Annotated in this window: 22 protein-coding genes and 1 tRNA gene; 6 read left to right on the top strand and 17 right to left on the bottom strand. The window is 67.3% G+C overall.

Annotated elements, in window-relative coordinates; translation table 11 throughout:
* The first annotated feature begins 16 nt into the window (after positions 1 to 16).
* The 4 genes from ABD259_RS23320 to ABD259_RS23305 all read left to right on the top strand — a co-directional run bounded on the left by ABD259_RS23320 (position 17) and on the right by ABD259_RS23305 (position 3,850).
* Positions 17 to 238, top strand: coding sequence for a hypothetical protein (locus ABD259_RS23320; protein ID WP_344107307.1), 222 nt, complete (start codon positions 17 to 19; stop codon positions 236 to 238).
* A gap of 45 nt (positions 239 to 283) precedes the next feature.
* Complete coding sequence (locus ABD259_RS23315; RefSeq protein WP_344165280.1) at positions 284 to 514, top strand: hypothetical protein; 231 nt, start codon at positions 284 to 286, stop codon at positions 512 to 514.
* A gap of 303 nt (positions 515 to 817) precedes the next feature.
* Positions 818 to 3,685, top strand: a complete 2,868-nt coding sequence (locus ABD259_RS23310; RefSeq protein WP_344165278.1) for an ATP-binding protein — start codon at positions 818 to 820, stop codon at positions 3,683 to 3,685.
* 88 nt (positions 3,686 to 3,773) lie between these two features.
* Positions 3,774 to 3,850 (top strand) — tRNA-Pro (locus tag ABD259_RS23305).
* Between the two features lie 66 nt (positions 3,851 to 3,916).
* On the opposite strand, the gene ABD259_RS23300 is transcribed toward ABD259_RS23305, so the two are convergent.
* The 15 genes from ABD259_RS23300 to ABD259_RS23230 form a co-directional block, all read right to left on the bottom strand.
* Positions 3,917 to 5,101 carry a tyrosine-type recombinase/integrase gene (locus ABD259_RS23300; RefSeq protein ID WP_344107314.1) on the bottom strand — a complete coding sequence of 395 codons (1,185 nt, stop codon included), beginning with the start codon at positions 5,099 to 5,101 and terminating at the stop codon, positions 3,917 to 3,919.
* A gap of 75 nt (positions 5,102 to 5,176) precedes the next feature.
* Positions 5,177 to 5,383 (bottom strand): helix-turn-helix domain-containing protein, encoded by a 207-nt coding sequence (locus ABD259_RS23295; RefSeq protein WP_344107316.1) that lies wholly within the window; start codon positions 5,381 to 5,383, stop codon positions 5,177 to 5,179.
* Positions 5,384 to 5,434: 51 nt separating this feature from the next.
* The gene (locus ABD259_RS23290; protein WP_344107318.1) at positions 5,435 to 7,006 is read right to left on the bottom strand and encodes a YfjI family protein; all 1,572 of its coding nucleotides are present in this window, start codon (positions 7,004 to 7,006) and stop codon (positions 5,435 to 5,437) included.
* The gene (locus ABD259_RS23285; RefSeq protein WP_344107320.1) at positions 7,003 to 7,908 is read right to left on the bottom strand and encodes a bifunctional DNA primase/polymerase; all 906 of its coding nucleotides are present in this window, start codon (positions 7,906 to 7,908) and stop codon (positions 7,003 to 7,005) included. The genes ABD259_RS23290 and ABD259_RS23285 overlap by 4 nt, the downstream gene beginning before the upstream one ends.
* Positions 7,905 to 8,321 carry an RRQRL motif-containing zinc-binding protein gene (locus ABD259_RS23280; protein WP_344107322.1) on the bottom strand — a complete coding sequence of 139 codons (417 nt, stop codon included), beginning with the start codon at positions 8,319 to 8,321 and terminating at the stop codon, positions 7,905 to 7,907. The genes ABD259_RS23285 and ABD259_RS23280 overlap by 4 nt, the downstream gene beginning before the upstream one ends.
* Entirely contained in the window at positions 8,318 to 8,497 is a 180-nt protein-coding gene (locus ABD259_RS23275) for a hypothetical protein (protein WP_344107324.1), read from the bottom strand. Before ABD259_RS23275 ends, ABD259_RS23280 begins: the two co-directional genes overlap by 4 nt.
* An 89-nt stretch (positions 8,498 to 8,586) precedes the next feature.
* Positions 8,587 to 8,841: a hypothetical protein gene (locus tag ABD259_RS23270; RefSeq protein ID WP_344107326.1), complete on the bottom strand. Its 255-nt coding sequence runs from the start codon at positions 8,839 to 8,841 to the stop codon at positions 8,587 to 8,589.
* Positions 8,842 to 8,995: 154 nt separating this feature from the next.
* Positions 8,996 to 11,008, bottom strand: a complete 2,013-nt coding sequence (locus ABD259_RS23265; RefSeq protein ID WP_344165277.1) for a hypothetical protein — start codon at positions 11,006 to 11,008, stop codon at positions 8,996 to 8,998.
* Positions 11,009 to 11,023: 15 nt separating this feature from the next.
* Entirely contained in the window at positions 11,024 to 11,395 is a 372-nt protein-coding gene (locus tag ABD259_RS23260; RefSeq protein ID WP_344107330.1) for a hypothetical protein, read from the bottom strand.
* Positions 11,385 to 11,642: a hypothetical protein gene (locus ABD259_RS23255; RefSeq protein ID WP_344107333.1), complete on the bottom strand. Its 258-nt coding sequence runs from the start codon at positions 11,640 to 11,642 to the stop codon at positions 11,385 to 11,387. Before ABD259_RS23255 ends, ABD259_RS23260 begins: the two co-directional genes overlap by 11 nt.
* Positions 11,642 to 11,836 carry a hypothetical protein gene (locus tag ABD259_RS23250; RefSeq protein ID WP_344107335.1) on the bottom strand — a complete coding sequence of 65 codons (195 nt, stop codon included), beginning with the start codon at positions 11,834 to 11,836 and terminating at the stop codon, positions 11,642 to 11,644. The genes ABD259_RS23255 and ABD259_RS23250 overlap by 1 nt, the downstream gene beginning before the upstream one ends.
* The gene (locus tag ABD259_RS23245; protein WP_344107337.1) at positions 11,833 to 13,152 is read right to left on the bottom strand and encodes a DUF2637 domain-containing protein; all 1,320 of its coding nucleotides are present in this window, start codon (positions 13,150 to 13,152) and stop codon (positions 11,833 to 11,835) included. Before ABD259_RS23245 ends, ABD259_RS23250 begins: the two co-directional genes overlap by 4 nt.
* The gene (locus ABD259_RS23240; protein WP_344107339.1) at positions 13,149 to 13,568 is read right to left on the bottom strand and encodes a hypothetical protein; all 420 of its coding nucleotides are present in this window, start codon (positions 13,566 to 13,568) and stop codon (positions 13,149 to 13,151) included. Before ABD259_RS23240 ends, ABD259_RS23245 begins: the two co-directional genes overlap by 4 nt.
* The gene (locus ABD259_RS23235) at positions 13,565 to 13,690 is read right to left on the bottom strand and encodes a hypothetical protein (protein WP_344107341.1); all 126 of its coding nucleotides are present in this window, start codon (positions 13,688 to 13,690) and stop codon (positions 13,565 to 13,567) included. The genes ABD259_RS23240 and ABD259_RS23235 overlap by 4 nt, the downstream gene beginning before the upstream one ends.
* On the bottom strand, positions 13,690 to 14,004 hold the full coding sequence (locus tag ABD259_RS23230; protein WP_344107343.1) for a WhiB family transcriptional regulator: 315 nt from the start codon (positions 14,002 to 14,004) through the stop codon (positions 13,690 to 13,692). Before ABD259_RS23230 ends, ABD259_RS23235 begins: the two co-directional genes overlap by 1 nt.
* A 216-nt stretch (positions 14,005 to 14,220) precedes the next feature.
* On the opposite strand from ABD259_RS23230, the gene ABD259_RS23225 reads away from it, so the two are divergent.
* Together ABD259_RS23225 and ABD259_RS23220 are read left to right on the top strand one after the other, a co-directional pair.
* On the top strand, positions 14,221 to 14,997 hold the full coding sequence (locus tag ABD259_RS23225) for a GntR family transcriptional regulator (RefSeq protein WP_344107345.1): 777 nt from the start codon (positions 14,221 to 14,223) through the stop codon (positions 14,995 to 14,997).
* Positions 14,987 to 15,427 (top strand): NUDIX hydrolase, encoded by a 441-nt coding sequence (locus ABD259_RS23220; RefSeq protein WP_344165276.1) that lies wholly within the window; start codon positions 14,987 to 14,989, stop codon positions 15,425 to 15,427. The genes ABD259_RS23225 and ABD259_RS23220 overlap by 11 nt, the downstream gene beginning before the upstream one ends.
* 1,860 nt (positions 15,428 to 17,287) lie before the next feature.
* Here ABD259_RS23220 and ABD259_RS23215 read toward each other — a convergent pair.
* Both ABD259_RS23215 and ABD259_RS23210 read right to left on the bottom strand, forming a co-directional pair.
* Complete coding sequence (locus tag ABD259_RS23215; RefSeq protein WP_344165275.1) at positions 17,288 to 17,974, bottom strand: TetR/AcrR family transcriptional regulator; 687 nt, start codon at positions 17,972 to 17,974, stop codon at positions 17,288 to 17,290.
* 154 nt (positions 17,975 to 18,128) lie between these two features.
* On the bottom strand, positions 18,129 to 22,076 hold the full coding sequence (locus tag ABD259_RS23210; protein WP_344165274.1) for a type I polyketide synthase: 3,948 nt from the start codon (positions 22,074 to 22,076) through the stop codon (positions 18,129 to 18,131).
* Positions 22,077 to 22,287: the final 211 nt, after the last annotated feature.

The raw sequence follows: 22,287 nt of genomic DNA, 5'->3' as shown, positions 1-22,287 counted from the left end.
GAACAGAGGAAGTCACATGTTGGTCACCGAGCCAAACCGTGTCGACATCGAATTCCAGGAGATCGTGGCGGGTCTACTGGGCGGGAATGCCGGAACGGCCGATCCGGGGGGATATCGGCTCGGAGTCCTGGTGACCGGGAGGTGGGACCCCGCCAGCGACGACGTTCCTCGTGAAGAGGACATGGAGCCCTGGGGGGATGAGGAGGAGCTGGAAGACGCGGGAGTCGACTGGCCGTAGGGTTCCGAGTCCTGACGAGATCATTCTCAGGACAGAGGAGCGCACATGATGCAGCTGATGGCTGCTGGGGGGACCGGTGCGGAGACGGGGATCGAGGCGGTCGCCGCGCGTCTCGACCTGCCGGTGACCGCGAGGGCCGAGCCTTTCAGGGACCCGACCGAGTACGAGCTTGAGCCCTTCGAGGCTCCGAGTGAAAACGACCGGAGGGCGCCCAGAGAGGTGCGGGGAGATCCCGCGAGAAGCGACGAAGAGAAGCCCGAGAAGGCCGACGCCTGAAGGTTTCCCGTAATAATGCTCGCCGCACCCGCGGTGCACACGGAAGGGGGTGCGCTGTGCGGTGCGGCGATGCTATTTTTCGTCACCACAAATGGCCTTGCTACAGTGCCATTTGTGGAATTTGGTGTACTCGGTCCAATTTCGGCCTGGTCGGAGGGCGAAGCGGTCCCCGTTGGCGGGCCGCGGCAGCGCTGTGTGCTGGGTGCACTCCTCGTCGATGTCGGAAAGGAGGTGACGGTCGAACGTCTGATCGATTGTCTCTGGGACGATGACCCACCGCGCACCGCGCGTTCGGTGATTCAGGTGCAGATTTCGCATCTGCGTCGATCATTTCCCGATGTCATTAAGACAACGGCGGGCGGGTATCTCGCCCAGATCGATCCGAACAAGGTCGACCTCCACAGGTTCCGCGACCTGGCCGTGCGTGCGCAATCAGCCGCTGACCCGGCGGAGGCGGTCGTCCTCTGGAATTCGGCACTGTCCTGCTGGCGGGGGCGGCCCTTCTCGGGAACCGGATCCGACCACCTGTGGTACACGGTGTGCCGTCCGCTGTTAGAGGAACGCTGGGCCGCGGTCACGGCCTGGGCCGAGTGCGCGTTCTCTCTGCATCTCTACTCGGAGATCGTGACCCGCCTGACGCCTTTGGTGCGCGAGGATCCACTACGGGAACGCCTGCAATACCTGCTGATCGCGGCGCTGTATCGCAGCGGGCAGCGGGCGTCCGCGCTCACGGTGTTCCATGAGACGCGGCAGCACCTGGCCGAAGAGCTCGGTGTGGACCCGAGCCCCGACGTCATGAAGCTGCACCAACGAATGCTGGAGGACGCGGACGCGGGAGTCGGGGAGCCCCCGACGGCCGTCGGTGCGGTCAATACCCTGGTGGATACCCCTGACGCGCCCAACGATCCCCTCTCCGAGGATCAGACGCCCGAATTCATACCGCGCAATGATCTCCCGCGCGATATCCCCGACTTCACCGGGCGTGATTACCCTCTGCGAGAACTCCTCAGCATAGGAGAGCAGGACACTGGTCGTTCCGATGTTTTCGTGATCACCGGGCCGGGCGGCGCTGGAAAAACAACGCTGGCCGTTCACGCGGCGCATCAGCTCGTCGACCATTATCCCGACGGCCAGCTGTTCGTCGATCTCTACGGTTTCACCGTCGACCAGAAGCCGCTTGAGGCCGTGGCCGCGCTGGGAATCCTTCTGCGGGCCGTCGGGGTCGAACCGGACAGGATCCCGGATTCGGTGGAGGAACGCTCGGCCCTGTGGCGGGCGATGCTCGCGGGAAGACGCGTACTGGTCGTACTGGACAACGCGTACAACCTAGCCCAGGTCAGCCCGCTACTCTCGGCGGCTCCCGGATCGCTGACCCTCGTAACCTCGCGTCAGGATCTCGCCGTTGTTAGCGGAGCCCGGTACATCTCGCTCGGCATGCTGGACGATGAATCGTCGCTTCAGCTGTTCTCCGCCGTCCTGGGGCCGGACCGGGTGAAGCAGGAGCCCGCACAGGCGCAGTCCGTCGTGCGCCTGTGCGGAGGGCTCCCGCTCGCCCTCCGGATCGTCGGCGGACGTATGCTCAGCCGCCCCCGTTGGACGTTCGCGCACGTCGAACAGCGGCTCCGGGAACACCAGCGAAGATTCCGCGAACTGCGGGCCGACGGGCAGAGCGTTGAAGCGGTCTTCGAGCTCTCATATCAGAGCCTGAACGAGATTCAGCGTCATACGTTCCTGTGCCTCGGAGTGATGATCGGCAGCAGCGTCGATCTGCACGGCGCGACCGCCCTGCTGGAGTGCGAACCGCCTGACGCGGACGACCTCCTCCAGGAACTGGTGAGTGTCTGCCTGCTGGAGGAACCCGCGGTCGACGTCTACCGGTTCCACGACCTCATCGGTGCCTACGCCAGGCAGAAGGCGCTGGAGCTCCTATCAACGGACGAAGTGGAGGCGGCCCGGAGACGGCTGTCCGAGCACTACCTGGACATGGCGCAGTGTGCGGCCGACCTGATGGGGCCACGAGGCAACGAATACAAGAGACTGGAAACCCAGGTGTCCCGCTACCGCAAAGAACTCGCGACGCGGGCGGAGGCGGTGGCGTGGTTTGAGGTCCACCGGGAGAACCTGGTCCACGCCGTCGACTTCTTCGCCGCTATCGGCGCTGGGGACGAGTCCTGGCAACTCGCTGATGCTATGTGGCGCTTCTACGCGTTCCACGGCCGTACTGAGTTGCTGATCAGCGTCCAGGAGAAGGCCCTGGACATCAGCCGTGCCCAGGGCAACGAACGGGGCAGCGCGATCACGCTCATCGGGCTCGGGATCGCGCACTGCCTCGCGGGCCGGTTCGATATATCGATCAAATCGTTGACCGAGGCCCTGGACATCTTCACCCGAGTCGGCGATAAGCGGGGAGCGATCCGGGCCTACGGCAACCTTGGGATGGCCTATGAGCGGATGGGGCGATTCCACGATGCGCTGTCTTGCGCGTGGAAGCTCCTCGACCATGCTGTGTCCGAGGGGGACCGCCGACTGGAGGTGATGCAGAGGACCAACATGGCGCTCATCTACAAGATGCTGGGGGACTACCCCAAGGCCCAAGAGTTCTGCGAAGTCGCCATGCGGGTGCAAGGGGACGGCCAAAGCGAGACATCGGCGCATATCCTCCTCCTCCTGGGCGAGGTCAACGTCGAAATGGGCGACCTCGATGAGGGGATCAGCCGGCTGGAGGAGGCCCTGGAGGTCGCGCAACGCGTGGGCTCTCAGGCACAGGAGATCTACACGCGCAACGGGCTCGCGATCGCCCTACGGGAGTCCGGCGACGTGGAAGCTGCGATCGCCGCCCATTTCGCCGCCCTAGAAGCCGGTGAGGCGTCAGCACAGCACAGCGGTGACGCCGAGATTCTGAACGAACTCGGCGTCACTTACGCGCGCGCGGCGCGCTACGACGACGCCCGTGAGTACCACACACGAGCTCTCAAACTCGCGCGCGAACGCAAGGAACGCTACGTCGAAGGGCGGGCCCTCCTCGGACTCGGAACGCTCCCACCCGACATCATCGACCGCGACGTGGCTATCGATCACCTCACCACTGCCGCGAGGATCTTCGCTGACCTGGGCGTCCCCGACGCCGACACCGCTCAGGCCGAACTCCACCGCCTCTGCTCCAGCGACTGAACCACCCCTGTCCCCGTCTCACCGACGATCATCCGGAACGGCAGTCCCGAGCACCCTTCAGAGTCCGCTAGACTGTTCAACGTTGCTTCGGGGTGTAGCGCAGCTTGGCAGCGCGCTTCGTTCGGGACGAAGAGGTCGTGGGTTCAAATCCCGCCACCCCGACCAGCACGAACGCCGGTCCTTCGGGACCGGCGTTCGTCGTTAGGAAGCCAAACAGGAAGCCAATCGGGGCTAGGTCGTCGTGTCGGAGGGCGACCTGAGGGTGTCGCCGAAGAGGGTGCCCATCAACCCGGCTCCCTTCGTGATCACCGGGCGGAGCTGGTGGCGGTAGACGGTCTCCGTTGTGGCGCTACTGCTGTGGCCGACCAACTGGGCGATGACTTCGATCGGCATGCCGCCCTCTTCCGACAACAGCGACACGAAGCTGTGGCGTAGTTCCCGGGGCGTCCACTTCCCGCCGATTTTCGATTGCTTGATGATTGCTCGGAATCCGCGTCGGACGTTCGCCGCGTCCAAGGCGGTGCCGAACTGGGTACAGAACACGAGGCCGTTCTCCTGCCACTTGTCCCCGGCAACCCTGCGGTCAACTTCCTGTGCGGCCTTGTGCTCTCGGAGCACGTCCACCAATTCCAGAGGGATCGCCAGCGTCCGGCGGCTCTTCTTGGTCTTGGTGTCCCCCTTGACGCGCACCGAACGCCAGACCTGCACATGCGGCGGAACCCCCTCGCGTGGTGGATCGAGACGGACATGGGGCCATCGGAGCGCGCGGGCCTCTTCCGTGCGGACGCCGACCAGAAGGGAGAGCACGACGTATGCGAACAGGCGGGTGCCTCTGGCTGCGACCAGGACAGCGATCGCCTGCTGGAGCGTGAGCGCCTTGCTCGGACGCCCTTTGCGTCCTTCAGGGACGGTCACGAACTCGGCGACATTGCGCAGGACCTTGTCGCGGCGTTGGGCGAACCTGATGGCACGCCGGAGGATGGCGAGCACTTCACGCAGGGAACTGGTGGCGAGTTCGTCGGCCCTATCGTCCAGCCAGTCGTCGACGTCATCGGCGGTCAGTTCCGTGAGCTTGGCTTTCCCCAGTTCAGGGATGATGTGCTTGTTAGCCAGGTTTCGGCATTTAGTGATCGTGTTCGGAGAACATCCCTTCAGCCCGCGCTTGAGGAAGTCGTTCACCGCATCAGCGACGGTGTAGTTTGCCGGGGTCTTGATGCCGTTCTCCAGCTCCTTCCGCTTCTTTCGAAGCTTCTTCCAGGCCTCCTTCTCTGTCTTGGCGGTCACAGTCGGACGCCTGCGCTTCCCCGATGGGGCGAATCCCATCGAGATGGCGCCCACCCATCGCTGCTTCGATTCCACCCAGTACACGGAGTCTTCGCCGTGACCAGCCCTCTTTCTGGGCTTTTCCTCGCTCATGGATGCCTTCCTGTCGTTGATGTTGCGAGGACGGGGGAGCGTGGCCGCGTCTGACCGAACGCGGCCACGCTGTGATCAGGCGTCGCCCTCCGCTTCCTGCTTGAGGAGGTCGATGTAGGCGTCGATCGCTTCGGCGGGGATGCGCCGGGCCTTGCCAGTGCCGACCGACTGCAGTCGTCCGGCGCGGAGTTCGGCGTGGATCTGGGTCTTGCCGATGGACAGGATGTGCTGTGCCTCAGCGATGCGGTACAGCCGCTTTTCCAGGGTTGCGGGGGGTGTCATGACGTGCTGCTCCTTGTGGTGTTGGAGGGTGGTCCGGCGGGTGCGTGGCGGCTATGCGCCGGACCGGGTGATCTCGGGGTGAACGAGGTATCTGGGGGAGGGTGGGCGCCCTCCTTTCGGGTTGGGCGGGGGTGGCGGCTCCTTACGGATCCACCCGTAGGACTCCAGGACTTCCAGGGCCGGGCGTAGGTCGGTGACCTTGCGGAACGATCCCCGGGGAAGGCCAGTGAACGCGTCGCGCTCGGTGAACCGCTCCGGCTTCTTGCGCTGCAGCCAGTCCAGGACGGTGCGGGCGCGTTGGACATCGGGGTCAGCGCCCATGTGGTCGAACGCGGCCAGGGCGTGGGCGGTGAAGTACTCCCCCAGCCGGATTGCGGCGGTCATCGTGTCGGCGTTGATGGGGCGCCGGTAGCCATCGATGGGGTGGGATCCGAGATGGATGAGTCCGGCGAGCCGGATCACGGCGCCCACGGTCTTGCCTGCCCAGTCGGCGATGTGCCCCAGATCGCCGGTGCGGGGGTGCAGGCGCGGTTCGATGGCGGCGGCGAACTCGACTCGAAGCGCGTCAGCCTCCGGGGTGAGCTGCAGCCGGATCGGGTCGTCCCAGTCGTACAGCGCGTTGACCAGGCGCTGCAGCCGCTCGCCGTAGGCGGTGGCGACCTGGTCGGGTACGGGTTCGGCGTCGACGTTGCGCGATCCGACGTTGCTCGGAGGCAGAGAGTAGAGGAACCGCCCCAACAGGCCTTTTCCTCGGAATCCAGGGCTGTCGGCGATCTCGCTGATTACCTCGGGCTGAACAGCCAGACCGAGGGTCAGCACGGCCGAATCGACGTGTTCGGCGGGTCGGCCTTTGCGGTCCACCCGCAGCATGTCCCCGGCGTGGCCCTTCAGGAACAGGTCGAAGTTCGGGGTGCCGGAGTAGCGTCCGGCCAGGATCTGGAAGATCCCTCCCTCCGCGCTGAGCACCGCCAACCGGCCGCCCTGCTCGGCCAGGATGGAGGCGGCGGTCTCCGGGGTGACGTCGTCGGCCACCAGCCGGGGTTCCACCGGGATGGTGATCTGGTCGATGGCCACCGCCGCGTCGCTGGCGTCCGCCACCTTGTCCGGCGCCCCCTGGCTGGAAATCGCCTGCTGCTTGGCCTTTTCCGCCACCCCGGCCGCGATCTCCCGGGCAAGCCGCGCTTCGACGATCTTCGGCGCGGTCCGTTCCTTCAGCTCCTTCTCAGCGGACAACAGGGGAGCGGTCATCGCACGGAACACCGCCGATTTGCGGGATGCCGGGGGCATCGCGACCACGGTGAAGATGTTGACGGGTTCGGTGTAAGTGCCGCGTACCTGCACGATGGCGCGTCCGGCGGCGGCCGTGGACAAAGCGGCCAGTCCGATGCATCCGGCCAGGTCGACCGGGGTCTGGGTCTCTTCGGCCACTGCGGTGGCGAACTCGGCGACCCAGCCGGGCAGGGTGTCGACGGGGAAGACGGGATTGGTGCCCGTGTGGCCGATGGCGGCCGGGGCCTCCCACGCCTCGTGGTCGGCGGTACCCCCGCTGGGGTGCTGGCCGTGCAGGTCGGCCAGCACCCCCGGGGCACCGATGCCATTCAAGATGGCGTCAGCGGTCGTCACGCGGCACCCCCGCGCGGCTCGCGTAGCCCGGACTGGATCCCGCTGCGGATCGTCGCCTCACACTCGGCTTCGGTGAGCCCGACGGCGAGTCCGGCCTGCAGCAGCGCGTCCTCAGTCAGGTGCTTGGGGAGCAGCCCACCCCCGACCAGCTGCCCGAGCGCGAACGCGGCGATATTGAGCGTGTGGTTGCGGCCCCCGGGTCGGGCGGCCAGGACGCGTTCGACCTCCCCGCGGAGCGCGGCCGTGGCGTACCCGGCGGCGTTGTGGTGGGTGGCCAGCATCGTGTGCACCTGGCCGGAGGTCACCGGGCGAGGATCGGCGCGCGGAAGCAGTCCCGCAAGCCAGGTGGGGAAGGGCGCCGGAGCGGCCGTGTTCTGCACCGTGTAGTCCCCGGTGCCGTCGTCGTCGGCGACGTGGCAGCCGGGGCCGACGACGTACCCGCCGCACGCCCGGGTGTCGATCTTCCACCCGAGCTTTTCCGATGTGTTGCGGAACCGCCTACCCTCCGGCGCGGCGTAGTACAGGTGCAGTCCACCGCGCCGGGTCCGCACGGTGAACGTGTCCAGCGACAGTTCCCCCTGCCCGTGCTGCTCCCAGAGGTCGGCGAACACGTCGGCGCCGTTGGTGATGCCGGGCTTGGCCCACTCCGGCGGCGGCTGCTCCCCCTGTTTCGGTGTGTCGAGGTCGACCACGACCAGCCCGGAGGGGCCGGTGGCGATGCCGTAGTTGTCGCGGGGGTGGGCTCCCCAGTGGTCGCGGATCCGCCCGGGGTCAGTGGTGGAGTGGCGCTCCCAGTCGGTGAACCCTGGCAGGGGGCGCTTGGCACGCGGTCGGAGCGGGAAGACGCGCCACCCCCGGGCAGCGGCGGCGAGTGCGAACGGGAGGATGTTCGTGCGGGTCATGCTGCGGATCCCTCCAGTTCCCAGGGTTCGGGGGTGTAGCCGTAGACGCAGTTCGGGCACTGTCCGAGCGATGTCGGCATGCAGTAGGTGAAGACCAGGTGACAGGTGGGGCAGGTCCGCCGCGCCCGAAGCGCGGCGGCGAGTGCCCTGGAACGTGCCGGAGTCATGGGCAGCTTCGGTTTGGCCAGGGAGATCCGGAACAGGGCAGCGGTGCGGATACCGCCGGAGCGGCGGGCCTTGCGCGATCGCCACATGAGTTGCGCGGCCACCTGCTGGCCGCCCGGGCGTAGACCGCGCGCGGCGAGCTGCTTGCGGGTCGCCAGGTCGGGGTCGAAGACGAATGCCCACCCCCACGGGTAGGTGGGGACGCCGTATCGCTCCCCAGCCGGGTCGAGGAACCGGGCGGCGCTCATGACGCGCCCCCCTGGCCGGGACGGCCGATCTTGTTGTGCTCGGCACACCGGTACCCGTAGGCGTAGAAGCGAGTCGGCGTAGCCCCGCAGTACCGGCGCTCAGGCCCGATCCAGTGCGTGCACCGTGGCGGGTCAGGTCGGCGGGCAGGGTCGTCGTGGCCGATGGCATCGGTCATTATGGGAGTGCTCCTTGTGTTGGAGTGCGGTCCCGGCGGGTGCTTGGCGGCTATGCGCCGGGACCGCGTCTTTTTTGTGCTCAGCTGGCTCAGCGGTCGCCGCGCACGATGGCGTCGGGGGCGACCTCGCTGACCGTCGTCTCGGACCGGTCGGCAGGGGCGTGGTCGGTGATGACTTCCAGGTACAGACGGCACCGGTCCGGATGGCCGCGCCGGTTGGGGTAGGGGCGTGAGCAGTCGATGACGTCCAGGCCCGGAACTCGGGCCAGGAGGTCGGCGAGCGCGGTCAGGTCGTCGGGGAACCCTTCGAGGCGGACCCGGACGGGCAGCGGGCGTGTGGTCATGCGCTCCTCCTTCGTGGGGGCGGCGCCGGTTTGGACGCGCGGATCGGGCACCGGCGCGGTGTTAGAGGTCATCGGCCGTCCAAACCGGGTTTGGACACCGGTCTGGACACGGGCTTGGACGGGGGTTGGACACCCGGTTTGGACGGCCAGGGGGTCAGGCGGGGGCGAGTTCGCCGACGACGATCGACCAGGAGCCGTCGTCTTCGTGGATCACCCGGTCGGCCTCTTCGAGGCGGTTCAGTTCGGCATAGATCCAGGAGCGGCCCCGAGCACCGTTCAGGGCGGCGCCGAGCTGAGCGGCGGTGAAGCTGGTGTGTCCCTGCTCCGCCCACGTGAGTAGCTGGGCTTCCATGCGGGCGCGGACCTCCTCGGCTGATTCCCGGGTGCCCTTCTTCGGGGGCAGCTGGAAATCCTGGCCGGGGGAGACCTCGATCGGGTCATCGATGCCGCACACCAGGTCCGGGTCCGGGTCAGGCGTCGAGAAGACCTCCTCATCGGTCAGCTCGTCGGCCATGTCGTCCTCCGCCGGGGTGGTGGCGGGGTTGGGCTCCGCATTGTCGAGGGCGGTGGGTTCCGGTAGGCCGGGGGTGTCCTGGGTGAGACGCGTAGCCAGGTAGTCGGCGTAGGCCTGGCCGAACGCCGCCCGGGTCACGTCATCGAGCTTGGCGTCCTGGTCACCCAGTGACACGGCGGCCGGGGCGAGGAGCGCGTTCTCGTCGGCAGGGTCCAAGGTCGGAGGGCCATACATCTTGACTGGGATCGGGTGCCGCTCGGGGTCCTGGGACTCCACTGCCGCATACGCGGCGCCCGGCCGCGACTTCTGCCACCGCTCCGGGGCCGCCCCGGCGTCGGTGACGTGATCGGGCAGGCAGAACCCGGCGTCGGCGGAGTCGCGCACCCCGAAGCACACCCCATCACCCAGGTTGGCGCGCGCGTCAGTGTCGACGTTGCCCCAGCTCGCACGCTGCAGTGACAGGTTCAGGTGGATGCCGACCGATCGCGAGATCTGGGCCAGTTCGGTGATCTCGTCGAAGTCGGCCAGCATCGCGGCCTCTTCGATCGCCACGTACAGGAACACCAACCCGCACCCGGGCGCCCACTGGGTGAGCCCCAGTCTTCCCAGGTGGTCGGCCCGAGCGCCCACGGCGCGCTTGATCGCGGCCAGTACCGCGTGGGCCTGCTTCTTCGCATCCTGGTTGGCCCCGGTGCGCAGCAGCGGCCACCCAATCGCGCCTTCGATCGGCCCCAGGGTCTGCAGGCCCTTGGCGATGTCGATCGCGACCACGAACACGTCGCGACGAGCGGCGGCCTGCAGGATCCTGCACTTTCCGTACACCGACTTGCCGGACCCGGCCATGCCCATCGTGAGGCTGTGCCGGTTGTTCAGGGTGTCGGTGAACGGTTCCCCGTCCTCATACACGCCCAGCTCCAGGGGCGCGTCGGCGATCGACGCGCCCACCAGCTGGGGGTCGAGGCCCGGCCACGGCACCAGCTCGCGCATGAGGTCGCGGCGGACGATGGTCACCTCGGCCTGAGAGGCGTCATCGGTGTGCTCGATCGCGCGCACCCCGTTGCCCCCGACGCCGAACGCGCTGGCCAGCTGCCGGAGCTTGGACGTCAGCTCGTCGGCGGTGCGCCCGGCCGGGAGCTTCACAGTCCCGGTGACGCGGTGATCCGTCACCGAAGTGACCTTCATCTTCGTGCCGGTCAGCCCCACCTTCGCGGCGGCCTCTTCCCAACTGGGGAGCTTCGGCGCGTCGGCCTCACGGCTGCCTTGACCGGCGGCCCAGGCGTGAATGCCGGACACGGATGCGAAACCGGCGCCTACCAGTAGCTCGATTCCGAACAGGCCCCAGCTCAGATCGACCAGCGGCATCGCGGCCAGCCACGTCCAGGCTGCGCCCGTGGACGCGACGGCCATGTGGTGGGCGTACCAGGAGCGCGCTCGGGTCAGGCGGTGGGCGTAGCCGGTGACCACAGCCCCGACCGCCGTGATGCCAGCGGCAGCAAAGCCGGACGCAAGACCGGCGTCGCCCCACATGGCGTGAGCGGCCCATCCGGCGGGGATCAGAGCCCCTGTGATCAGTACCGGCTGCAGGACCGGCCCCGGACCGCCCTTCCTGGGCTTTTTCTGGTCGCCTTCGTAGACTTCGATATCCCAGCTCACGTTCTGCCTCCCTTCTTACTTGCTGAGGTCGATGGGCTTCTTCCGCTTGGTCTGGGGCGCCAGCACGTAGTCGAACTGCCGCTCGACGCTGGCCCAGGTGCGCACGACCTCCACGGCGGACTTGCGGGCGGCTTCTGCCGAGCGGCGGGCGTGGCGGCCCACCGATTTGGCCTTGCGCGCCACCACCACGCCCGAGGAGCCTTCCGGCGCGGGAACCTCGGAAAGGCGGGCTTCGATCTCCTGAGCGCCGTACTCCAGCTCCATTGACAGCGCCTTGAGGATCAACCGCATCTTCGTCGCCCACTTGGCGATGTCGCTTCCGGCGTTGAACTCGATGTTGGCCAGCTCGTCGAGGAGCTTCTTGGCTTCGCTTCCTTCAGCGCTCACGGGTGGTGTCCTTTCGGGTGGTGGGTCGGGTGATGACGACGGCGACCAGGCCCCGTCCGGGGCCGAACTGGCGGGTCATGGAGGTCGATCGGCAGCGGCGCCAGGAGCGCCCCAGCCATGCGGCCGTGTTCACGGCGTGGTGGATCAGTGGACGGGTGTCGAGGACGGCCGCGATGTAGGCGTCAGCGAGCAAGACCAGCTCGCCGAACATGAGCGACAGCGCCCGTAGCCGGGTGGACAGCGGCATCAGCGCCTCCTTCGGATGGCACGGCGGGGCAGGGGCTCGTCGAACCAGACCCAATGCGGGTGGAAGTACCGCCGGGCGCGGCGGATCCTGAATCGGGTCCTGCGGTAGGTACTGCGGATCTTCAGGTAGGCGAGGGTCCCGCCGACCCCGGCCGAAGCGGCCAGGATCAGCGGACCGGCGATCTCAGGGGTCATCGGTCGCCCTCCTGTCGCGTCCGGGTGTCGCGTGTCTCCCGGCGGACCTCACGGGCGAGTCGCCAGGCGTGCCCGCGACTGCATCCGATCCGCTCGGCCAGCTGCGCAGCGCTCAGGTCGGGGGACTCGGCCAGGGCGCGGCGGGCGCGATCGAGAGGGCTGTCTCCTTCCTCGGGCGGGGGTGTCGCGTCTCCTGTCGCATCGGTGTCGCATTCCTGGTCATCGGCCGTGTCCGGCGTCGCGTCGTGGTCGGTCGGATCGCCGGTGTCGGCACCGTGAATAGGCGGTTCGGCGCCGGGGTGCGGCAGCTGTGCGACACCACCGCCCGGGGTGTCTCCGGTGCACGACAGGAACGCCTCGATGTCGGCGATCCCGAACCGGGCAAGCACGGCCGCCGTGTCCTCGGCCCCGGACGGCGGGGCCGAAGTGTCGGCCTCCTCGCCGCCGGCGTTCGGCGATGCGGCAGCGGTGTCGCACGGGGGCACCACGTCGGCGACGGTCTTCGGCACCGAAGGGGTGAGCGCGTCGACCAGAGCGAACGCCCGGGGAAGGTCGTGGCCGTTGGCCAGCATCCACAGCACGTGCTGAGGGGTCCGGCTCCGCCACGTGGCCCCGTACTCCTGGCGGAGCATGGCCACGGCGTACTGGCGTGAGCCTTCGAGCTTGAGCGCCGTGCTGTAGTCGGTGATGCCCCAGCCGAGCATCAGCCGGAGTACCCGCAGGGTGGACAGCGGGTGGGCTATGGCTCTCCCGGCGGGGATGCGGTCGGGAAGGTCGTCGTCCAGGAGCCCGGCCATGTACCGGATCCAGCAGGCCACGCCCTCGGAGATGAGGATGATGACCAGCGGCGGCCCGGCGTGCCCGAGGGTTTCGGTGATCCCTCCGCCATGGGACGAGGACACGTTCAGCACGACCGTGATGGCCGACAGCAGGTAGGCGCTGTAGCGCGCCAGGGGGTGGCGCCGCCCCTGCCACTCCATCAGGAGGTCAAGGGCGAGGAAGTAGACGATGACCGCGTCGATGCCGATCGGGAACATCCACCGCAAGTCCCCGAACGGGGTGGCCTGCAGCCAGGTGGCCGCTTCGAACAGAGCGGCATACGACATCGCGAACGCCAGCGTGATCAGGCCGATCGCGGCCACCAGGACGACGCCGGTAGCCACCACGTGGGCGGTGGTCAGCTTCCCACCGGTGGCCAGTCCGTTGATGCGCTTCTTCAGCCACCGCTGGCCGACCACGGCGGCGGCCAGGGCCAGGGCGGCGATGACCCACCACGGTGGGGCCGCCGTGAACTGGGCTGCTTGCTCCCAGGTCAACGGGAGTCACCCCCCGCCGTGGTGTGGTGGTTCTCGGAGGTGCACCACACGCGGACCGTGATGCCGTCGACGGTGGCCATGGTGGTGGGGTACTTGCCGCGTCGAACAGTGACCTCAGTGCCGAAGCGGGCGGCGAAGTCGTGTACGTCGTCAAGGGTGTCGACCAGGCCGTCCAACATGGGGTTGGCGTCGGGGTGGACGCTGGGGTCATACAGGTCGGCGTATCCGTCCCCTGGCCCCTCGATACGCCAGGTGCCCGCAGTGGTAGGGGCGTCCGATGCCACCAGGTCAGCCAGGACGCGCACGGCGCGCTCTTGGAGTTCCCGGGCCGTCAGTGGCCGGGGCGGTGCCGGTGCGAACAAGGACAGCATCATGAGCACGGTGCGGACGTCGATGGTGGTTGCGGTGCTGGTCATCGGCGGGACCTCCTGTCGAAGGTGGAGCGGGCGCGGGCGATGTCGGAGCGGTGTTCGCGGAGGATCCACGCGATGATCGCGGCGACCACCACGAGCGCGAGGAAGGAGATCAGGGGACCCATTACGCGGCCCTCCCCTCAGCCGGAGCGGCGTTCAGGCCGTCGGCGATGGCGGCGATCTCTTCGGGCGTGTAACCGGCGTACATGCCGTATTCGGGGCGCTCCCGGATCGCCAGTTCCAGGCAGAACGCGCGAGCGGGGCAGTCCGCGCACAGCGCAGCGGCTTGCTCCTGGCGCTTGCGGACGGCGTTCTTCTTCGGCCGGTCGACGTCGGCCAGGTCGAAGAACAGTTCTGGGTCGGATGAGCAGGGGAGTGGGTGTCTGAAGATCTCCGCGCGGAGTCCCCGTGCGGACAGAGTTGCGGGATTGGGGCTCACTCGGAACCTCCGAGATCAGGCGGCCCCTGATGGCGGCTACGAAGCAGGGACCGCTAGTCGAGTGCTGCACCTACGAAGGTAAGGACTTATGTCATAACCGTCAAGAGTTATGACATAAGTTCGAAGTGTAAGAGATCTCTGCCCAGTTCAGCGGGCATGCGCTAAGCGCTCCGATACGGTTGGTGGAGCCTACATATGTCGGAAGGTGGCAGCCGCATGAGCAGTCTTGAGCCGCCAAAGGCGCGGTACAAGCAGGTGGCCGACGTGTTGCGCGACGCCATCAAGCGTGGCGACTACCCACCAGGCTCCACGTTGCCGAGTCAGCCCGAACTCGCGCGTGAGTTTGGCCTGAACCAAAGCTCAATCAGCCGTGCGATCGCGATGTTGCAGGCTGAAGGGATGATCCGTACGGAGCATGGTCGCGGCTCTGTCGTGCTCGATGTGCCCACGGTCAAGCGGGTTCGCCGTATCGATAAGGACTACCGCACCAAGCCGGGCGGGAGTAGCTACGCGGAGGAGTTAAGTAAGGCTGGCGTCAAGCCGCGAACTGACCTGGTTCGCTGTGAAGCCGCCATCCCGCCTGCCGAAATAGCTGAGGTCCTACAGCTCGGTGAGTCCGACGAGACTCTGATCCGTAGGCGCCACATGTACGCAGACGGCAAGCCGGTGCAGATCGCAACCTCCTACATTCCGATGGACGTCGCCGGAAGCGTCGATATCGCCATGCCGGACGTGGGCCCGAGCGGCATGTACGCGCGAATCTCCGAACGAGGGTTCGGGCCGGTGAGGTTCACAGAAGACATCGAAGTACGCGGGGCAGCCGAGGAGGAGGTTACGTTTCTAAGGATTGCGCCAGGCCAACCGGTCTTTGCGGTCCTGCGGACAGCGTTCGACGCCGAAGACCGCCCTGTGGAGACATGTCTGAATATCCTTGCGGCGCTCCAATGGCGGCTGACCTACTCCTGGAGTCAGGAGAGCACGGATGATGTCTAGCCACACCGCGTTGCACAGCGTCAGCGTCACCGGAGTTGTGATCCGGCCGAGCGATGGAAAGGTGCTCGTGATCAAGCGGGCCGATGACGGGCGGTGGGTGCCACCCGGCGGCGTTCTGGAGCTTGACGAGACGCCGGAGAGCGCCGTCGTCCGCGAGGTGCGCGAGGAAACCGGAGTCGATGTCACACCGGTCCGACTGGTGGGCGTCTACAAGAACATGAAGCTCGGTGTCGTCTCACTGGCATTCCTCTGTGAGCCCATAGGCGGACAGGAACAGACCAGCGAAGAGGCGACCGTGGTCAGCTGGCTCACACCCGAGGAAGCCATGGAGGCGGCACCGGAAGCGCGCGGGGTGCGGATCTCCGATGCCCTCGCGGAGGGCGGCCCCTTCGTCCGTGTGCATGACGGGACGTGGCTTCTTCTGGAGTGATTGGTTGTGCGGCGGCGTTACTGGGACGTCCGCGATACTTCGTCGCAGAACCTGCACAACCCACAGAACCCGCGTAATGGCAGGTCAGGACACGTCTGACGGCTTTCTGCAGAACTCCGCAGAATCTCCCGGACAAGCCGCAGAACCCTCGCCAGGAGTTCTGCGGACTCCTATCGGAGCGACATCCGAGCACGTCAGGCAGGTTGTGCGGTCTTGCGGAAGGTTCTGCGGAGTTCTGCAGATTTCAGAGGTTGCCCGTATCGGCAGGTCAGATGGGTTGTGCGGGTTGTGCAGGTTCTGCGGCCGGTCTCCAACGTCGTCGGTGCGACCAAGCCGATCCCTTGGGGAGCTGAATCATGACGGGGAGTTAGGCGTTTGGCGTCCGAAGATCAATAACGAGGCGCTGAGATGGCCTGAGGGGAGCGAACGACTGCCGCCGAAGGTGATCCGTCGCGGCCAAGAATGGGCTTCTCAGAGTGCTTCTGAGAGGAACAGCAGGAAGCCAAACAGGAAGCCAATCGTGCCGAACAGTGGTGGATCCACACGGACCCTCACGGACCCTCACGGACGCGCGGGACTGCCTTCAGCTGCGTGCTTCGCTGATCACGATTGGGCGGTACATCATTCGGGACGAAGAGGTCGTGGGTTCAAATCCCGCCACCCCGACAGAGCGATCACGGGATTGTTCCCTGGTCACCAGTGGCCACCCTGCGGATAACCGCTGCAGGGTGGCCACTTTTTTGTACCGCGTGCCCTGAGCCGCGCTGTCGAGGTCAGTCTTGGGCGGCCGAGGTGAACGCTGTGGCGTGGTCACGGACGAAGTCGGCGATGTCGCGCGCGGGGTGGCCGAGAAGGTCTGCGACGGTGTCGGTGGTGAAGTCTCCTTAGCCGGAGGCATACGCCTGCGCGTATTCCTCGACCATGTCGACAATCCACTCCGAAGCTCCTCAGTAAGATGAGCAGCCGCGACCAGGAGCATCTCGCCGGACTGCTGCGCGAGCTGCTCACTGGCCTCGGCGACCGTGCGCCGGATAACCCCCTGAATCCGTAGAGTGTCCCGAGGGTCGAGCGGAAGCCGTTGACGGTGGCCGCCGCACGCTCGGTACGGGTAACGGGTTCACGCGCCATCATGCAGCTGGCGGATCACCAGCGATCTCCCCATGGTCGGGACACGTGCGAGGCGATCCGTCTCCGGTCGGCAGCAAGGCTCCCGCCCGCACAGGGTGCGGCGTGTCCGGGTGGTGCAGGAAGATCGGCAGCCATCCAGCTCCCGGGGAAGAGGTTCCGGTTTCCGTGGGAACGGCCTACGGGGCCTGCTTGATCCCGTTAGCCGGTCGCGGTCCTCACCACGGTGGAACACGGCAATGCATTCAAGCTCCTTCAGGCTGCGTAGGTGCTCGGTCCCGATCGCCTCGGCGGCGAGTGGCGATACCCGAACAGGCCACGCGGGCCCCAGGCTGCGGGTATCGGGGGTGAACTCCAGGGCATAGAAGTCGCGCACGTGACTTGTGACGGCTTCGCACAGTTCAAGAATTACGGGTCCGGAGGAGGCTGGTGGTCCCTCCCTGGTTGGTAGACGACCGGTGGGTATACGGCAGGATTTCCTCACACCGCCTATAGCAGGGGTCATCGGCGTGTGGTCTCAGGGATTGCTTGACGTTGCGGCGCTGCCCGGTGGATCGGCGGCGTGCCTGCTACGTCGATCCCGGATTGCGGGCCACCGCCGATGAGGGCTCCGCTGCCTCGGTTTCATCGCGGGTACCCGGAGGGAGACCTCTACCAGCCGACGGCGATGGTCGTGGCTCCGCGGCCGCGGCCGACCGGTGGCTGGTCCGCGTCATGGCGTGGGTGGTGATCTGCTCAGTCGTCTGTCGTGGCCGATTCATGTGCCGCGGCTCCACGCGTGCCGGCCGTGGGGGCCCCGCGGCCGTGCGGGGAGTAGGACAGGACGCCGGTGAGTACGACCCTGAGGAGTTCGCGGAGGTCGTTGTGGAGCGGCACGTACGGCTCAGGGTTCTCCGACCAGCGGTAGAGCAGACCCAGATAAGCGTCGCGCAGCACGTTACCGACCCGCGTGGGGTCGACGTCGGTGGCGATTTCGCCGCGCTCGCGTCCGGCCTCGATGATGTCGGCGAAGATCTTGCCCGCCTGCTGGTCTTCGACGAGCGGACGGCCGGCCTTGACCCAGGCCTGGAGCATGGCCGAGGTGACGTCGCGTTCCGTTTCGTTGAACTCCGCGAGAGCGGCCATGCACCGCTCCAGGTGGACGGTCACATCGTCGTTCCCAGAACGCATCGATTTCTCCATACGGGCCGCCAGCTGCTGCTTGCGGGCGTCGGCCCAGGCGGTGATCAGGTCTTCCTTGCGCTGGAAGTAGTTGAAAAATGTGCCGCGCGCTACGTCCGCACGCTCGGCGATCTGGTCGATGGTGGTCCGGTCATAGCCCTTTTCCGCGAAGAGGGACAGGGCTGAAGCGTAGAGGCGGTCCTTGACCCTCTGCTTGTTCCGCTCTCGGCGCCCGAGGGGGCGGGCTTGTTCAGTGGCCATGGACTCCTCTTCTCGTATTTCGGCTGGTGGCTCCCCCTGGTTACGCAATACTTATACTACAGTGCATCTTTGTCTTTGGGTGCTGGTTGTGGTGGGTCGGCTCGGGTCGACTCCGTTCCGACCGCCACGTGCCAGTCGTCGTCCGGGGCACGAGTCACCTGCCCTGATCCGCGAGAGAGTGGATGATGTCCCCCACCGGCTCGCCGCCCAGCAGGCGCTGGGGGCTCACCGCTATTCCGAGGGATCGGTGCAGGCACACCTTGAGCTCCGTGGCCAGGAGCGAGTCCAGGCCAAGAGCACGCAGTGGCTGGCCAGGGTCGATGCGGGACACCGAAACGCCGAGAACCGTGGCGACCTGCTTCAGGACATCATCCGGCGTGCGCGCCGTGGGCGGGCAATCCACGGCGGAGCTCGGAGAGTCCATCGCCTGCCGGGGCGCTGGGACGGCGGGGGCCGGGGCGTCCCGCCGTGGCATGTCGGGCATCGGCCACATGGTGCTGGTCGGCGCGGCGGCAGCCGGAACGAGCGCGACCGGTGCCGTACCGGCCGCACCTGCCATTCGGCGCATCTTGACATCGCGGAACTCCGCCAGCGGCTTCCCGTTCGCGGCCATCAGAGCGACATCGCAGTGCGCGTACTCTGGTGCGGCCGTCACGCCTCCCTCCGGGGTGAAGCGGGCCATGACCCAGTGGCATTGGTTCACGTCGGCCTCATCGGTGATTCGAACATGTCCGAACGAGACGGGCACGTACGCGGAGGCCGCGGCAGCGCGATCCGGAGAGTGCGGCCATGCCGCGAGCAGTACCAGCAGACCCGCCTCCAGCGCCGCCGCCCTCGCGCCGCTGAAGGGGGACATGCGCGCGACGGCCTGCCTATCCCCCCGCCACAGCTGGGCGACGGTGCGCAGAGCGTGGTCAATGGTGTATCCGCTTGCCTCGGTTCGACGGTAGAACTCCGCCGCGGGTACGTATTCCGTGCACCGCGTCAGGTAGGAGTCCAGCAGCCGGAGGCCGTGCCGTGCCTTGTCCTCCCCCGCCGTTGTGGTGCCGTGTGACGCACCTCCTCCTGTGTCCGTCAGGCGGACCCTGCCCGACAGGCACGGCGGCCCCGCATGCGCCCCGTTCGCAGCCGGCCGCGCGGTGGCCTCGAAAAGGAACACCCCCTGCCGAGCCGTGGGCGTGAGTGTGACCCGAACGGCGGCATCGCGGCTGCGCATCAGGTCCAGAGGGTGATCGCCGATTTCCACATCTTCCAGGACGCACGTTCCGGTCCCCACGAGTTCACGCGCCGTACGGAGAACGGCCACGACGTAGACCACCGGCGGCACGATCGTTCCGCCGCGCGCGTGCACCCCGGCGCCAAAGTCGTCCAGTCCCAGTTCGCGCAGGCTGATCTCGCTGAGCAGCTGCGGCGTCGCAGCAGGGGTCCGGACGGGCTCCCGTTTGAACTGCTGCGTGTCCCAGGCGTACAGCGGCAGGCGCACCCGCGGCACGGGACCCGAGAACCAGCGGCCCCAGTCGACTCGGCCGCCGTGGGCGAACACCCGGCCCAGCGCCCGCGCAATGTTCTCGTACTCGTCCTGCTGGCGTTTCAGGGTCGCCACCGCGGAGGGCGGAGCCCCCTGTTCGTCCAGGATCGCCGCCACAGACTGGACCAGCACAGGGTGCGGGCTGACCTCGACGAAGACCGTCTCCTCCTTGGCGATCGTCTGGACCGCCTCGACGAAACGCACGCGTTCGCGGAGGTTGTCCATCCAGTAGGCGGCGTCCAGCTCGGTCCCCTGGAGCGGCGCGCACCACGCGGAGGAGAACATCTGGATCTCCGATGGTACGGGAGCGAGGTCGCCCAGATCCGCGAGCAGCGATCCGCGTAGCTCTTCCACTCCGGGGGAGTGCGAGGCCACGTTCACCTTGACGAAGCGGCACCACACCCCCGCGTCCTCGAACCTCTCGGCCAGGCGTCGCAGCGCTTCGGGATCGCCGGCGAGGACGGTGAGACGCGGTGCGTTCTCGGCGGCGACGCCCACGATGTCACCATAGGGCGCTGCCGACCTGGCCGCCTCATCGGCACCGAGTTCAACGGCGAGCATCGCCCCGTGCCCCGCGAGCCGCCGCATCAGCCTGCTCCTCCGGCAGATGACCGCGGCCGCGTCGCGAAGCGACAGTCCTCCCGCCACGCAGGCGGCCGCGGCCTCTCCCATGCTGTGCCCCAGGCACAAGTCCGGATCGATTCCCTTGTCCCGTAACAGGGCGGCCAGCGACACCTCCATGGCCCACAGCAGAGGCTGTACCACCGCTACGTCGGAGGGACACTCCTCGCCGCCGGTTGTCAGCAACTCGACGACCGACCAGCCCAGCTCTTCGTCGATGGCGGCGTCACATTCGGACATGACCCGGCGAAACGCCGCGTCCGTGGCGAGTAGACGCTGCCCCATGCCGATCCACTGCGAGCCCTGTCCAGGGAAAACGAAGGCGACCTTGCGGTCCTCGCCGCACGGGGCGCGTCCGACGCCGCCGTCCGGGACCTCTTCGCCGGCGGCCAAGGCGCGCAGTGTGGCGGCGAGCTCGTCGTGCGTTCGCCCCACCGACCAGAGGCGGTACGGATGGGCCTCACGGCGCCGGGCGGCGGCATGGCAGATGTCGTCCAGCGCGACGTCGCGTCCCGTGCCCGCGGGCTCAAGGAACGCGGCGTAGCGTTCGGCCAGTCGACGCAGGGACACGGAAGTCCGCGCGCTGAGAACAAGCAGAGAGGGCGTAGTGCGGTCGTCAGGCTTCCGTGGCGGCGCCTCGGAGGCAGCGTCGGGCACGTACTCGCCGACGATCACATGGGCGTTGGTTCCCGAGAGGCCGAAGGAGCTGACGCCCAGGACGGCGGCCGGCCCCGCTGGCTCCACCGGGGTGTTGTGCGTGACGCCGTCGATGGGGACCGTGCTGTCGGTGAGCAGGGGGTGGGGACTGCTCAGGTGCAGGGACGCCGGAATAATGCGGTGCTGGGCAATCAGAACCGCCTTGATCAGCCCGGCGATCCCCGCGGTGGCCTCGGTATGGCCGATGTTGCTCTTGATGGAGCCGACTCGCAGCGGTCGGGAGGAGTGGCCGTCCGACCGCACGGCCTCGGCGAGAGCCCGCAGTTCCACGTCGTCGCCGACCTGGGTACCGGTGCCGTGCGCTTCGACGTAGTCCAGCTGCGCCGGAGTGACGCCGGCGCCCTGGCACGCCGCGCGGACCATCTCGACCTGTCCGGACACCGCCGGTTTCAGCAGCAGCCCACTGCCCTTGCCGTCGTTGGTCACCGCGCTGCCGCGGAGCACGGCCAGGACGGGGTCACCATCACGCACCGCGTCGGAAAGGCGCTTGAGAACGACGGCGCCGACCCCCTCGCTGCGGACGAAGCCGTTGGCGGAGTTGTCCGCGAACTTGCAGCGGCCGTCCGGTGAGAGCATCTCCCCCTGGGAGTAGGCGATTGCGTCGGATGGCGAGAGCACGGCGTTGACGCCCCCCGCGATGGCGAGGTCGCTCTCGCCGGTCAGCAGACTCTGCCGGGCCATGTGCACCGCCACAAGTGACGAGGAGCAGGCGGTGTCCACCATCAGGCTCGGCCCGCGAAGGTCGAGCGCGAACGAGACGCGTCCCGCGGTCACCGCTCTCAGACGGCTTCCCACCATGCCGTGCACATCCTGGGTCACGGCGGGGTCGGCGACGTCCGCGTAGTCGGAAGTCGCCTGCCCCACGAAGACGCCCGTGCGGCTGCCTGCCAGAGACGACGGGACGATCCCGGCGTCTTCCAGGGCTTCCCACGCGACGTGCAGGAGGAGCCGCTGCTGCGGGTCCATGGTCTGTGCTTCACGTGGGGAGATCCCGAAGAAGCCGGCGTCGAAGCCGTACAGGTCGTCGATGAATCCCCCGTGTTGGGAGACGGTCCTGCCTGGTTCGCCCGGGGAGGTGGTGTGGTGTGACCGGACGTCGAAGCGGTCTTCCGGGACGAGTGTGACGGCGTCGATGTTCTCTTCCAGCAGGTCCCAGAGCTCGCTGACTCCGTTCGCGCGAGGAAACCTGCATCCCATACCGACTACGGCGATCTCGGACATGTCGCTGTGCTTCACGAACCCCTCATGTGCCTAGCTCAGGATTCAAAAGTAAACCGAAGAACAACTTTGGTGTCCAGTAGCTCTGTGTGTGGCCGAAGTCAGCAGGGTGTCACGATGCTTTGTTTTGCCAGGTGAATGGCTCCATGGAGAGGGGTTTCGGTGGAGCGGGGGTTGGTGGATCCACGGTTCATTTTTGATTGATGGATGTTCTGGAGCTTATTAATGT

The organism is Nocardiopsis rhodophaea (genome assembly GCF_039530945.1).
Classification (GTDB): domain Bacteria; phylum Actinomycetota; class Actinomycetes; order Streptosporangiales; family Streptosporangiaceae; genus Nocardiopsis_C; species Nocardiopsis_C rhodophaea.
Note: the sequence above shows the minus strand (reverse complement) of the source record. Positions and strands in the feature narration are given on the sequence as shown.

What these genes read in the sequence shown, in the direction of transcription:
- ABD259_RS23275 (WP_344107324.1), bottom strand. Translation starts at nt 8,497, where the DNA reads ATGACCGATGCCATCGGCCACGACGACCCTGCCCGCCGACCTGACCCG.
- ABD259_RS23235 (WP_344107341.1), bottom strand. Translation starts at nt 13,690, where the DNA reads ATGGGTCCCCTGATCTCCTTCCTCGCGCTCGTGGTGGTCGCCGCGATC.
- ABD259_RS23315 (WP_344165280.1), top strand. Translation starts at nt 284, where the DNA reads ATGATGCAGCTGATGGCTGCTGGGGGGACCGGTGCGGAGACGGGGATC.
- ABD259_RS23240 (WP_344107339.1), bottom strand. Translation starts at nt 13,568, where the DNA reads ATGACCAGCACCGCAACCACCATCGACGTCCGCACCGTGCTCATGATG.
- ABD259_RS23255 (WP_344107333.1), bottom strand. Translation starts at nt 11,642, where the DNA reads ATGCCGCTGTCCACCCGGCTACGGGCGCTGTCGCTCATGTTCGGCGAG.
- ABD259_RS23225 (WP_344107345.1), top strand. Translation starts at nt 14,221, where the DNA reads ATGAGCAGTCTTGAGCCGCCAAAGGCGCGGTACAAGCAGGTGGCCGAC.
- ABD259_RS23285 (WP_344107320.1), bottom strand. Translation starts at nt 7,908, where the DNA reads ATGACCCGCACGAACATCCTCCCGTTCGCACTCGCCGCCGCTGCCCGG.
- ABD259_RS23270 (WP_344107326.1), bottom strand. Translation starts at nt 8,841, where the DNA reads ATGACCACACGCCCGCTGCCCGTCCGGGTCCGCCTCGAAGGGTTCCCC.
- ABD259_RS23320 (WP_344107307.1), top strand. Translation starts at nt 17, where the DNA reads ATGTTGGTCACCGAGCCAAACCGTGTCGACATCGAATTCCAGGAGATC.
- ABD259_RS23250 (WP_344107335.1), bottom strand. Translation starts at nt 11,836, where the DNA reads ATGACCCCTGAGATCGCCGGTCCGCTGATCCTGGCCGCTTCGGCCGGG.
- ABD259_RS23215 (WP_344165275.1), bottom strand. Translation starts at nt 17,974, where the DNA reads ATGGCCACTGAACAAGCCCGCCCCCTCGGGCGCCGAGAGCGGAACAAG.
- ABD259_RS23280 (WP_344107322.1), bottom strand. Translation starts at nt 8,321, where the DNA reads ATGAGCGCCGCCCGGTTCCTCGACCCGGCTGGGGAGCGATACGGCGTC.
- ABD259_RS23220 (WP_344165276.1), top strand. Translation starts at nt 14,987, where the DNA reads ATGATGTCTAGCCACACCGCGTTGCACAGCGTCAGCGTCACCGGAGTT.
- ABD259_RS23300 (WP_344107314.1), bottom strand. Translation starts at nt 5,101, where the DNA reads ATGAGCGAGGAAAAGCCCAGAAAGAGGGCTGGTCACGGCGAAGACTCC.
- ABD259_RS23295 (WP_344107316.1), bottom strand. Translation starts at nt 5,383, where the DNA reads ATGACACCCCCCGCAACCCTGGAAAAGCGGCTGTACCGCATCGCTGAG.